General features: G+C 47.0%; 11 protein-coding genes. All 11 read right to left on the bottom strand.

Features of this window, described 5'->3' with window-relative positions; all coding sequences use genetic code 11:
- Window position 1: 1 nt before the first annotated feature.
- Window positions 2-772, bottom strand: coding sequence for a DUF4099 domain-containing protein (locus WC743_RS00580; RefSeq protein ID WP_373009772.1), 771 nt, complete (start codon window positions 770-772; stop codon window positions 2-4).
- Window positions 773-1,948, bottom strand: a complete 1,176-nt coding sequence (locus WC743_RS00575; RefSeq protein WP_373009771.1) for a zincin-like metallopeptidase domain-containing protein — start codon at window positions 1,946-1,948, stop codon at window positions 773-775.
- Window positions 1,893-2,369: a M23 family metallopeptidase gene (locus WC743_RS00570; RefSeq protein ID WP_373009770.1), complete on the bottom strand. Its 477-nt coding sequence runs from the start codon at window positions 2,367-2,369 to the stop codon at window positions 1,893-1,895. Before WC743_RS00570 ends, WC743_RS00575 begins: the two co-directional genes overlap by 56 nt.
- Window positions 2,366-2,773, bottom strand: a complete 408-nt coding sequence (locus WC743_RS00565) for a hypothetical protein (RefSeq protein WP_373009769.1) — start codon at window positions 2,771-2,773, stop codon at window positions 2,366-2,368. Before WC743_RS00565 ends, WC743_RS00570 begins: the two co-directional genes overlap by 4 nt.
- A 20-nt stretch (window positions 2,774-2,793) precedes the next feature.
- A complete protein-coding gene (locus tag WC743_RS00560) occupies window positions 2,794-3,204 on the bottom strand; it encodes a hypothetical protein (RefSeq protein ID WP_373009768.1) in 411 nt (136 codons plus the stop codon).
- A 51-nt stretch (window positions 3,205-3,255) separates the two neighbouring features.
- The gene (locus WC743_RS00555; protein ID WP_373009767.1) at window positions 3,256-3,654 is read right to left on the bottom strand and encodes a hypothetical protein; all 399 of its coding nucleotides are present in this window, start codon (window positions 3,652-3,654) and stop codon (window positions 3,256-3,258) included.
- Window positions 3,655-3,671: 17 nt separating this feature from the next.
- Complete coding sequence (locus WC743_RS00550; RefSeq protein ID WP_373009766.1) at window positions 3,672-5,672, bottom strand: type IV secretion system DNA-binding domain-containing protein; 2,001 nt, start codon at window positions 5,670-5,672, stop codon at window positions 3,672-3,674.
- A gap of 76 nt (window positions 5,673-5,748) precedes the next feature.
- A complete protein-coding gene (locus WC743_RS00545; protein ID WP_373009764.1) occupies window positions 5,749-6,375 on the bottom strand; it encodes a hypothetical protein in 627 nt (208 codons plus the stop codon).
- Window positions 6,376-6,395: 20 nt separating this feature from the next.
- Complete coding sequence (locus tag WC743_RS00540; protein ID WP_373009763.1) at window positions 6,396-11,855, bottom strand: helicase-related protein; 5,460 nt, start codon at window positions 11,853-11,855, stop codon at window positions 6,396-6,398.
- Window position 11,856: 1 nt separating this feature from the next.
- Window positions 11,857-12,072 (bottom strand): hypothetical protein, encoded by a 216-nt coding sequence (locus WC743_RS00535; protein WP_373009762.1) that lies wholly within the window; start codon window positions 12,070-12,072, stop codon window positions 11,857-11,859.
- 16 nt (window positions 12,073-12,088) lie between these two features.
- Window positions 12,089-12,883, bottom strand: a complete 795-nt coding sequence (locus tag WC743_RS00530; protein WP_373009761.1) for a DUF4138 domain-containing protein — start codon at window positions 12,881-12,883, stop codon at window positions 12,089-12,091.
- Between the last annotated feature and the right edge of the window lie 51 nt (window positions 12,884-12,934).

Below are 12,934 nucleotides of genomic sequence, written 5' to 3'. Positions count from 1 at the left end.
CTTACCGTCCTTTACCGGATTGGGAACGTTCAAACTCGTGCGGCTTAAACCCATGCTGGTTCTCGATATCCTTGATCGCCTGGTAATACCCGGGGCTTAATTTCTCAGCCGCCGCTTGGTCGCGCTTCTTGTTGAATAAGGCATTCAGCCCTTTAAATACCATATAGGATAAGCCACCGTCCATCAGGATAGATGCCACCAGGGCCAGTTTATTGGACCGGATGCCGTGTTTATCAGTGGCCGAATAGCTGAAACGGGTGCCGTCCGGTATCTGCACTTCCCTGCCCTTCCTGTAATTCTCTTTTTGTGCCTGTGTAAGAAATTCATTATTGACCATATCCGGGGCGAGGATCTTCTCCGTATCCGAAACGATAAACTCCTTTGTTTCCGGGTCAAACTCGATCAGCATTTCTTTTTTATGGCCGTGGTTGTCGAGAGCGATCCGAAGTACGCTGCCGACTTCACCTTTTTGTAGCCCGAGCGCTTCATCATTAGTCAGCAGGTCAGGGATTTCCGCATCGCGGTAAATCGGGTGGATCAAAAGGTCAAGCTGGCCCTTTTCGTTTGGCTTCAGTGATATTTTGGCATTAATAGATTTGATCTTGATATTATCGGCTTCCAGGTCATGCAATTCCATTAAGCTTGTCCGATGACCTGAAAGCAAAGCTTTCAGGTCATCGACATTTAACAGGAGCTGACCGCCTGAGGCCAGCCCGATAGTCTCCAGGTCCCTGACCGGGAGATCATTTTCTTTAAACATTATCGGGTTCATTTAACGGCCTATTTTATGTTGCTGACCCTGTTCCTCGGACTGACCCTGTTCTTCCTCTATTACCATTTCCGGCTCACGAGGGTTGGTTTTGGCCTCCAACAGGGATTTATAAAGGCCATAATCCGGCTTTAAAACCTTGCGGGTGCCATCGGCATCTTCCACTTTGATGCTTTTGGTTTTATAGGTTTCGAGGACTTTATAAGTGGTGTCCATGTAGGCGATCTCGTCACCTTTTTTAAACCCCGGTTCCGAGCTTTGTTTTTGTTCGCGCTTTTGGCTGGTACCTAATAAAAGATTGGCAATCTTTTGTGCGTCCCTTGTCGCTTTGACAATTTCAAAAGGCTCATCCTTTAAGATCTTCGCAAAGGTGCTCATATAGGCAGCCTGCTGGCCAAAGTTATGGCCGATCTTTAGTTCCCCGCCGATCAGGATGCCGGCAATTGCGGCACGCATTTCCTCGCGGGCGTAATCCAGGGAACCAAATTTGCCTTCCATCGGGCGGTTCAGACGGTCTTCATGTCCGCTCCAATGCGCCAGCTGATGGATAGCCGCCTGCAGGTATTTGGTTTCGTTCTCAAAATGTTCCGGCTCGGGCATAATGAGGGCGTCCCGATGCTTGTCATAGTAAGCCTCCTGACCACCGTGGATGATCACCGCTTTGCTGTCTTCGATCAGCTTTGCCCCACGCTCGTTTGGTGACAGCGTTTGCCCCTCATCTTGCTTAGCCAGAAATTCTTCCAGGGGCTGCATATCCTTTAACTGGCTCCCATTGAAAAGGAAAGCCTGGCCACGCTGTGGTTTGTCAAATTCAACGGTTTTGGTTTGGGTTATGCCTTCTTCGTTTTTAATTCGCTGACCGTCCGCGGTGCGAATGGCCTGGATATCACTGGTCTTTGGAAACTCGATCAATGTCCCCTTCTCCCCTTCTTTTACCCAGGTGCCGGCATATCGCGCGGCATCTGCGGACATCCAGCGGGGATCGTCATGGCGCTGCATACCGAGAATTAGCGCATTCATGGCGCTGTAGCTTTTTCCGGTGGTGGGATTGATCGGTTTAACAAAGGCAGGCATGCCGTTTTCTTTAACCGGTTTTTGAAACAGGGAATTACCCTCTTTGATTTCACCGATCAGCTTGTCTGAAAGCTGGATCGGCAGTGCTTTGAAAGTTTTGCTCATTTTCTTGTTTTTTTAGCAGTTTGTATAAAAATTTAATTGGATTGATGTATTGATGCCTGTAGCAAATGCTGAAGTGCAGGTGCTCGCCGGTCACGTGCCCGGTAGCGCCGGTGATGCCGATAGGCTCACCAGCGGTTACACTATCGGCGGGTGTTACAAAAATTTGGCTGAGGTGACCGTAAATGGATTCGACCGCGCCATGATCCAGCCGGATGTTTATGCCAAGGCCATTATCGTAGCCGGAGGATCTGACAAGACCACTAAGGATCGCATAAACGGTATCATGCTGGGCTTTGAGGTCAACACCCGCATGCATGGCGTATTTGCCGGTAAGCGGATGAATACGGTAACCGTATTCGGAATTTATTTTAAGGTGTTTAAGGGGTAGGCAGACCAGGCAAAAGCTGATCAGTAGTTTCATCTGCTATAAGATTTCGCCAATTTCTGTTTTTGAGCAGGGCTGATGGAATCCAACACTTTTTCCTGTAAACCGGGATGATCGCTGGCGATGGCTAAAGCAGCGTACAAGGCCTGGGATGTGCCCCTGTCCTGCAACAGCATGATCTTGTACATCGCCTTAAAATCATCGAGTGGCATGGACGAGCCGTTGCTGGTCAGGTCATTAAAGATCTCCTGTTTATCTTTAAGCATCATGACCTGCGCGGCAGGGTAAAATGCTTCCCCGCCCCGGGGGAACCGTACATAATTTTCTGTTTCAGACCTGGCATAGGTTAATACGCCGATCTGGCCCCGCTTCGCGCCAGGGTCAATTTCCAAATCCGGCTTTACCAAAACGAGCGTGCCGGCTAAAGTTTGATTTTCCATAATATTAAAATGTTTAAGATTTATCTGCCTGTTTTTCGGCTTTGGGCGAGGTCAATGGCCTCGTTCAGGCGGATCGTTGCCTCCCGATGGAGTTCCGGGTCGTCCTGAATGAGTATGTAAGCTTTTTTCAGTTGTTCGGGCGATCCGGATGCCTGCAGCAAAGCCAGCGTTTGCAGATTTTGAGCTACCGGGGGCCATTGCAGGGACTTGTATTTTTCCGCCAATGACTTTAACTCTTCGGTAGTTTTCAGGACAAACAGTGTTTTAGCGCTGAAGAAATCTACTTCCCCGTCCTCAAACCCTACTCCTATTTTATCTGCTTCAAAGTCTGTATATTCAATAATGCCGATCTTGCCGGCGTGGTCAGAAGTCCAGAGTACCGGGCTGACCATGACCATTAATCCCATGATTTCTTCCTGTTTCATGTTCATTGCTTTAAATGTTTGTTTGATTTTGCAGGTGGCCGGTCGGCCAGTAAAGGCCTATCTTTTAAGGCCCCATGTTTGATCTATTCCGAGAAACCGGTCTAAGCCAATGGTCACGGCATCGTGAATGTTACCGTTCTTTTTCACCAGCTCCATTGCGGTTCGAATATGTTTTTCCGTTCCATGATCTAATAAGAGCGCGATGTTTTTCAAGTCTTTAAAATCGTCAACGGATAGCGTCAGCGCGTTTTCATGCAGGAAATCATAGATGTTGCCGGGCTCTTTGAAGGTGAGCAGGGCATCAGCGCTGTAGAATCCAACCTGATGGTCGTCAAAACCCACATAAAATTCATCGGTGTTGAGGATGGCGGCCGTAATAAAACCGATCTCGTTCTGTTTATTTACCGGGTCATCTTTCAGGTCAGGGTGTACCAACAAATAGTGGGGTAACTGCATTTGCTTTGGTTCTTCTTTCATTTTCTCATGGTGGCTTTAGCGGGTGTAATTGGTGCCGGGGGCTTGAATGCCAGTACCATTTCCTGTATTTCCTGGCTGATATGGTTAAAGTTCTGCCGGAGTTTTTCATCGAGCTTCCCGCCGAAATCATAAAAGGACGGCAAGGGCTTATAGCCTTTTTCTTCCCGTTTGATGACCTCCATATCGAGATTGATCCGGCAGTTTACAGCGGAGGTTTCAAACTGCCCGGTAAACTTTTCCTGTGCATCGGCGGCGATCACGCCAACCATTTCCCCGGAATTAAGCGATGCGATCTTTCCTGCCGGGATCAGGGCTTCGAGCTTTTCGTTCAGGGAAGTAGAAGTTTTATTGCGGTCGATGGACAGGCCTTCCCCGATCTGTTTGGATTTACCAAAGAGGCGTTCGAGCCATTCCAAAGTGTCCTTATTCCTGACAGAGCCGGAAAGCACGGTACCCACAACAGCTGTTATGGTCGCCGCAGTATCTTTCCCATATTGCTGATTGAACTGCGGCAATTCCTGCAAACCCATCAATACGGCTACCTTATTCGACCTGGCGGTTGCAATGAGGTTTTCCACCCGGTGAACGAATAAAGTAGGTACCTCATCTATGATCAGTGCAGATGGCAAATTGCCTTTGGTATTGATCAGCTTAGTCAGGCGGTTGATGATAATTGAATAGCAGGCCGAGTTGATGTTCTGGGTATTCGGGTCGTTAGCCAGTACCAGCATCCCCGGATTTTCCTTCTCGGATATTTTCAGGTCAAAGTCATTGCCGGAGAATACCCAATAGGTTTCCTTTGTCGCCAAACGGCTGATAAAGATCTTCAGTGTACCGATCTGACCCTCCAACTGGTCGAAGGCCTTAGCGTTATATGCTGTCATAAATGGGGATAGCAGGGAACGCAGTTCCGGCTCGGAGGTCAGCGCATTAAATATTTCCTCGTAAGAGCGGTTCAGCAAAGCCAATACATGAGGGAAGCTGGAATAGATACCGCCTTTGTATTTGCTCATGAAATAAACACAGGATGCTAAGAAATTAATGGCAGACTGCGTGAAAAACTGGTCGCTGCCACCGGAACGGTCGCCTTTTTTCAATGCCTCTACCAATGCCTCGGCCGTTTCTGCCGCATCGGCCAGTGAGCGGATATAATCCGCCCGCCAGGGGTTGATCCTTCGGCTTCTTTCGATATCGTTGAGATTGACAACATGAAAGGCAAAGCCTTTCAGTTTACCGTTCTGCTTGGCCAGCAGGTAATGGTAATAAGCGATATGCCCGAGATCGGGGAATTTGAAATCATAGAGACATACCGCGAACTCTTTAGCGATGAGCTGACGGATAAAGGGATTGACAATGCTAAACGATTTACCTGAGCCGGGTGTGCCGATCACCATGGTACCGCGAAAAACATTACAGATATTGATCCAGCCGTTTCGCACCTTTCCCTTGTAATAGAAAAGCATGGGGATATTGACCGAATAAGGGGTATCCACCCGCTTGACCGGCTGCATGAAGCTTTCTGCTTCCGTGTTCCATTTATCCTTGCCCAGGCCTGATTTGATAAACTTGGAGATGTTGTCCATAGACATGCTCACCATAAGCGCCCCGGCAAAAGAGCAAGCGAGGTAAAGCAGGTTATACCAGCTGGTATAGGCAAATGCCACCGGGGAGGCACGACCCGCAAAAACAAGGCTGCCGAAGAATAAAAACAGACCGATTGCAAGCGGATAGATGATATGCTTTTTAGGGTCGAGGTCTGTTTTCTTTTTTGCCAGCGTACCGATGCTGACCAGGCAGATGAGGCCAAACGTGGTTAGCTTGCTATAAACCAGGGCGGAGTAAATGACCAGGTGGCTGATCTTATCCAGTGGCGTAAAAAAAATGCCCCAGAAAGGGGCATCGTGGTAAATAAAAATGGCAGCTTCCAAGCCTATGGATATATAGATGGCGCATTGCAGAAACCCATGGAGTTTTTGCTGCTCTCTGGTTTCTTCCATAAATGAAGTTTTTAAAATGAAAAATGCCACCGGCTTTTGTGGGTGGCTTGTAGAGCTTAGCTACAGCAGTATGCTGTTAGCGATTCTTATGATTGCGCCGTAAATAGCGGTTTACTATTTTATGCACTTTAGCCCCTCCGTTGATCGGAGCAAAAACGATATGCTCCGGCCATATCGGTGCCTTCGATGCAGCAGCCATTTCGTGTGGAAAAGCGGTATTCTGGTAAGTCTGATTGATAAAGAAGCCCTTGGCTTTTTTACGGCAAGTAATCTCCTGGAAACTAATTGAGTTCCAGCAGTTATTTACTTCATAAAAGCAACTATACTTTTTATCTACAAAAAAATACCTGCCTGCTATTTCAGCTAAAGGCAGCTTGATGTCTGATTTCACCCGCCATTGCGGATTGAGTTCATCGAGCTTTGCGGCCTCACCCACAGGGTCTAAAGCGCTAAAGGAGTGAAACCAATAGACAAGGATGTTTTCGGGAGGTGTCTCGACAATTGGGCCGTTATAGCAATTCTTAATCAATGGATCATACCATAATTCGATGTGGTCTTTAAAAGAACGGGCCTCCCCCATATCGATCTTATTTTCCGGATTGGCGACTTCGATAAAATAAAGCCATTGCGCGTCAACAAAAAACAGTGTGTCACCCAATTGGATCACGGGGCGAGGTCTGGTGTAAGCTCTGATCTTTTTCATAAAAAAGTTTTAAGGATGTGTTAACGTTTAATTCCTACCGAAACTTCCTCCACGGGTTCGTCCGCATCTACAATGGAAAGCTGTGCGGCCTGTGCCTGTTTTTCCCTTTCGGCTATGTTTTGGTTGATCTCCATGTCCAGTTTTTCAACTTCTTTTTTTAAAGAAGCCAGTTCATATTCCTGGTCAAAAGGCCTTAGCGACAGCTCGCGTACTTCAGGAATCTGTTTGTTGATCCCATCCAATTCCTTTTCGTAACGCTCCGCCATGCCAACCACCCTGTTGATCGCATCCAAAAAATACCTTGCCGCGTGTTTAGGGTTATCAATATTTGGTGCACCGCCATTTTGCATATATTTAATGCCTGTTGACCGACTCTCTGCATAGAGGGAGGTAACATGAGTGATCCTGCTGGAGAAACCTTCTTCAACAGTTTGCAGCTTACGCCTGATAAAAAGATCAAAACTGTACAATTCTCCTAAATGAAGATCAGGCTGGCTATAATCAGCAGGCGACCAGTTTTTATACAAGCCGATCAGGTGATTACCGATGGCAACCGGATCTGCTAATTCGGTATCTTTTAATTTAAGCGGGTTCTGCTTGGTGCCGTCCTCGTCGAGTTTCAGGACTTTCTTGTAGCTCACCTCATCCTTACGAACCAGCTCCAAAGTGGATCGGGTTTCCTGGCTTTTCTTTTCCAGGTCTTCCAACAGGTAGCGGCTGCGGGACACTTCCTTGAAGTGGGCACCTTTATAACCTTCAAGTTCGGCTACCTTTTTTTCGAGGCGGGTCTTTTCCAAGAGCGAGGTATCACCTGATAAAATGGCGATATACTCTGAAAAACTCATGCCGCTCTGTTCATCCATGGCCCCTTCATCCAATGTGCGCACGGACAATTCATTGTTTTTCATCTGGCTGATGAAGATCTGTTTATTCTTCAGCAGGTTGAATTTGTAATTATCCAGTGATTGCTCTACCGCGTAAATGAAATTTCTAACCTTATTGCCATAAAACATCTTGGCTAACCAGTTCCCCTGGCGGGCACCACGGCCATCGCGTTGTTCGAGTTCAGAAGGTTTCCAGGGGATATCCAAATGGTGCATGGCAACGATGCGTTCCTGAACATTCAGGCCTGTTCCGGCTTTTTCGGTGCTGCCAATGAGGATCCTGATCTCCCCGGCGTTCATTTTTTTAAACAGCTCTTTACGCTGTTTATCAGTTGCCCAGTTATGTATAAAGGTGATCTGGTTAGCCGGGATGTTGAAATCACCAGCCAGCTTATCCCTCAGGGCATCATATACATTAAATTCATCGGGCTTCGGTGTGCCGATATCGCTGAAAATGATCTGCGTCCCTTTATGCGGCGTGCTTTCATGATAGATATCTGCTACATTCCGGGCGCAAACATTGACCTTGTTGCCAGGATGGTCGCCGTACTTATCCGGGTTAACCAGCCGCATATCTACGGCCATTTTCTTGGCGTAATTGGTGGCGATCAACATCCGCCCCTTGTCCTCATCCTTTGTCAGGGGATGCCTGCCAATAATGGTGGCGTCACCCGTTTTGGCAAACTGCATCAGGCGCTTGATGAAGTCCTGCTGGTCAGGCGTTGGTTTGATATTGACCAGTGTTTCTTCAATTTCGGGTTTATCGAGATTGATATGTTTGGCCGTTTTATAATCGGTGATCTGGTTATAAAAAAGCGCGAGCTCCGGGACTTTGATAAAATGGCGAAAACGTTCCTTCGCCCTGATCTCATTGGTAACCGTAAATTCAAAATCTACTGTTTTTCGCGCATAAACCGCGGCCCAGGCGTCAAAATTAGAAATCCGTTGTCGTTCCAATTCCCTCGGGCGGAGGTATTTGAAGATCAAATACATTTCCGTCAGACTGTTGGAAATCGGAGTACCGGAAAGAAAAGTCGCGCACAGATCAGTATTAAAACGATCCTGTAAGGTACGGATGGCAAAGAGCATGTTAAGCGCTTTCTGACTGCCTGCCATGTTCCCCAAACCTGCAACTTTAGTATGCCTGGTGGTAAACGTGAGGTTCTTAAACTTATGGGATTCATCAATGAATAGATGATCGATAGCCATTTCCCGGAAATTGATACCGGTATCCTTTCGGTTTTCGATGGCATCGATCACGCTTTTCAGCTTGGCCTCCAGGTTTTCCTTCCTGATTTCTAAGCCTTTCAGCTTCTCTTTGGTGATCTCTTCACCGCCGCTTTGCATGGCCAATAGATCAAGTTCCGTATTGTCCAGCTCGATCTCTAAGATCTGCCGCTGAATTGCAGGATCCTGCGGGATTTTGCCAAACTGGTCGTGGGTTAAAATGATGCAGTCCCAATTGTTGTTTTTGATCTCGTGAAAGATGCGTTTACGTTTTGCCGGCTCAAAATCATTTTCGCCCGGTGCCAATATTTTGGCTTTTGGATAAGCCAGCCGGAACGTGTCCGTGATCTGCTGTACATTAGCCTTTAAAGCCAATATCATCGGTTTATGAACGATCCCCAGCCGTTTCATTTCCATGGCGGCGATGATCATGGTCAGGGTCTTACCGAGCCCAACTTCATGGTCGATCAACCCACCATTGTTTTGAATAACCCGCCAGGCAGCATTTCGCTGTGAGGGATAAAGGTCTAAGATCTTTAAAGTCTTGAAATCAAGGCCCGGAAAGGTCAGGTGGCTGCCGTCATACTCACGCAGCGCATAACAGTTATACGTGTCATTGTATAACGTCTCTAAGTACTTCTTGTCCTCATTCGGCAGTTCGAGCAACCAAAGCAGGTACCGTGCCCTGATGTTATCGACTTTCCTGTGCGCATTTTGTATGGCTTCGGTGTCCGGTACCCGTACCAATTTGCCATACTGTTCCACCGGGTAGGTAAAATGAGGATTCGTATTGAGCAGTGCATATTCCAGCAAAGTCCGGCCGGTGATCTTGTTGCTTTCCTTCGGGGTGACCGAAAACTCTTCATTGGTGATCGTATTGCCTTTTTTGGCATAGCTGACCTTATAGTCGTCAATGGATGCCAGGTAAGAAATTTTGGTATCGAGTTTAAATAGATCGGTGGCAAAACGCTGGTAATACGCTACGGGCACCCAGCGTTCCCCAAGGTTAAAATCAAGCCTTTCAAATGGTATGCGTTCCGGCTGTACACGCCGGATAGCGGCAAGGCTCCTGGCATACTGTAAGTTCTGCGGTTCTTCTTCGGCCAGCCTTTCTGCCGCCTGAAGTTTCAACACAACGTTACCTGAAAGGTAGTTGTCCGTTGTTTCCCAGTTCAGTGTTTCCGGGTTTTGCAGGATCTGCTTATCCAGTTGCAGGATGATCTCATCCACGGTTAAACCAGTGATCTGCCCGATGATAGTCAGATCAACACGGCCGGTGTCGTTGAGGCAGCGAGCCAGCGCCTCGGTAGGATCATCGGTCTTCAGCATTTCTTTTTGCTGAAAAAGCGGCCCATAAAAGATATCGGAGCGAACAAATTGTTCATTCTCCCTGACTTCCAGGGAGGACAGTACCTTGAAGCCTAATGCCGCATCATTTAGGATGCGGTTCAGGTTGGCATTTTTATTCAGTTCACCGTATTTGGCTACAAAACCCTCATAATAAAAATTGAGGGATTTACGCAGTTCGGGAAACTGGATCTCATGCTCATTTTCATACCCGGATAATTCCAGGTATATATCCCGCAGAGTCAGGTAGTCCTCGTAAAAAGGTAATTCGGGCTGCGGGTCAAGGGCGGTGAATTTTGCCTCGAAGTTTTGAGGCTCCCCGATCAGGCCCAGCTTGCCGTTAAAAATGACCAGCGTATCCTTGATATAAAAGGGTTTCAGGTCTGTGAAAGCTTTGGGTTTGTCAGATTGTAATTTAAAAGCCGGTTCCAGACTGGTATCCCCTTCATAGCGGTAATCATGGCCAAAATGTTTCAGCTTCACCGATAGCGCATCCAGTTCCTGTCCAAGGGTAACACTCGTCATCCATTTTCCGGGAAAAGAGATCTCCGACAGGTTGCTGTACAGCTTATAGGCATACCTGTTATTTGTTTTGGCACGCGCGGTCAATAATACAATACTATCATGCAGGGGTTTGGCAGTGGTGCGGATCACGCTGATCTGGCGAACGGTAGCGGCATCCACAAATTGTTTATCCAGATCATCCAGATAAGCAATAGCTTTATTATCCTGCTCTGTTTGAAGTGGTGCGTCGAATAAACCTAACTGGCCAAAACTCAAACTTTTTGTATCGACTGATTTTGGCGGTTGCGGTACCGGTAAAAAGGTAAACTGTTTAAGCTGCGTTGCCTTATGCTCAAAAGAAATTGATTCCCACCTGGCGTAATCAAAATTGGCAAAGCCGGCTACCAATTGCTCCTGAAGGGCAGGAACGATATCCTGCATTTCGCCATTTTGCCAGGCGACCCTGGAGGCTTTACCCCGTGCGTTGGTGCCCTCAATAATTTCGTCGGCATACACCAATTCATTCTTATCGGCTAACCAGGCATTCAGGTGATATTTACCAAAAGCGTTTTCCACTTCTATAGTATCAATCAGCAGGCTTTCTGCTTCGGTGAGGGTTTCCTTTAGGTCATTCTTTTGTACCAGGATCAGGTGCATGCCAACTTCGACATTGGCATTTTCCTTCATCAGGTTGGCAGGCAGCACAGCTACGCTTAAAAGGTCGGCGGAGGTAAACAGGTATTTACGGGCCGTTTCATTAGATGGATTATTGAGGAATGCCTCTGTAACAATATAGGCTAAAATGCCACCATCCTTAATTTTATCCAACCCCTTGGCGAAGAAATAAGTATGCACCTTTGATGAAATGCCGCTTTTATTATAGGCCGGGTCATGAACCGCGATCTTACCAAAAGGAATATTGCTGATAACCACATCGAATTGCGCTTTTTCTGTCGCAGCAGTTTCTTCAAGCTTTTTGATCTGAACGGCTACGGGTACGGGAGATACCGAACATAAGGCGGCCAGGATCTTACCGGTGAGGATATCCTTTTCGACCGCGTTGACCTGCTCCAATCCTTCAAATGCAGCCACTGCTTCCTCTATGAATACGCCCGCCCCGGCGCTTGGTTCATATAATCGTTTTGGTAAAATACGGGCCTCCTTTATAGCGGCATAGATCGCCCTAGGGATATAATCGGGCGTATAATAAGCCGTTTGTGAACTGCTTTTAAGTGCATCAATAGCGGATTTGTAATCCTTTGATGTCAGTTTTTCCTGCAAAAGGCCATGGAGTTCCATCACTTGCGGGTAGAGCTTAAGGTCGGCCTTTGATGCTCCCAAATTTCCCCAGGTCCAAATGTCCCCGGGAGGAAAAAGGACCGCTTTGAGACCGCCGAAACCGGCATATTTCTTCAGGGTTTCTAATTCTGTTTCGGAGAGCTGCTGGCCGGAAAAATCCAGCGCGATTCGGATGGCCGATATATTATCTGCCATCTTCCTTACCGGATTAAATGCCATACTAAACCTCCTGTAAATAATTTGCGATGGTGCCGATCACTTCATATTTTAAGAAGCGGTCGTCCTCGTCGAGGCCCAGGATGAGGGGCGCACAGACTTCGAGGATATTCGTAAGCTCGTAGTGGAGAATCCCGTTGTTGGAAAAGCGCAGGTAGGCCCTGTAAAATTCTTCTTCCAACACAAGCTTTACGTAATCGTAGGCTATGGAATCAGTCATGATAATGATAATAGGATTAGTTTGGGAGCGTATCCGCATCCAGTATGTCCTGGTAGGAAATACTCAGGGTAACGATGCGGCCGGAAAGCTGCTTTTCGCTTAGCTCTGCATGAAGTACCTTATTACCCGGAAAGGACATCTTTTTAAAGACAAAGATGTTCCGGTAATTTTTGGTAAAGGTTGGCGGGCTCAACAGTACAAACACCGGTTTAATTTCAACAGACTGGTTATTGGCCGCTTTGGTGACTTTCTTATCATCCACCTTAAACCGGAAATCTGCAATGTCATATTTCAGGTTTGTTTTATTGTGATAGCTGATATCAAGAAAAATATAGTCACCAACAGTATATACATGATTCAGCTGTCCTTTAATACCGAAGGCTTTAACCTTTTCCATACGTTTATCCGGGCTTTTGGCGATGAGGCTAAGGGCCAAACCTTTCAGTTGATTTTGGGACAGGCCGATTCCGGAAATGTCCAGCGGGTGCATGTCATCAGGAACGATATTGATCTCCGTAGGTACACCCGGAAAACCCGGTAACAGATGGTATTGCGCAATGAACTTTTCACCAGCAATTGTAACCACCGACCCTAAATAGGTTTTGAGGGAATCCCGTAGTTTTAAACGTAATACGTTTTTAAGCGGCAGGTCGCCAACGAGGTCTTTGGTGGAAATATCCACATATTGAATAGGCTCAGGCGAGACAAAGTGTATGGTCAGGTTTTCCGGCAGGTAAACTACGGGCATTTTTTCCTGGGCATAAAGGGATGGGGCGCAGAGCACCAATAGATAGCATAAGATCTTTTTCATGTTTATTAGTTTTTAATTATTGAAATCCGGCAGGCCTAAATGCCGCGTTTT

The sequence above is a fragment of the Mucilaginibacter sp. genome, from assembly GCF_041660805.1.
GTDB lineage: Bacteria > Bacteroidota > Bacteroidia > Sphingobacteriales > Sphingobacteriaceae > Mucilaginibacter.
The sequence above is the reverse complement of the archived record's forward strand: the minus strand, read 5'-3'. Positions and strand labels throughout refer to the sequence as shown.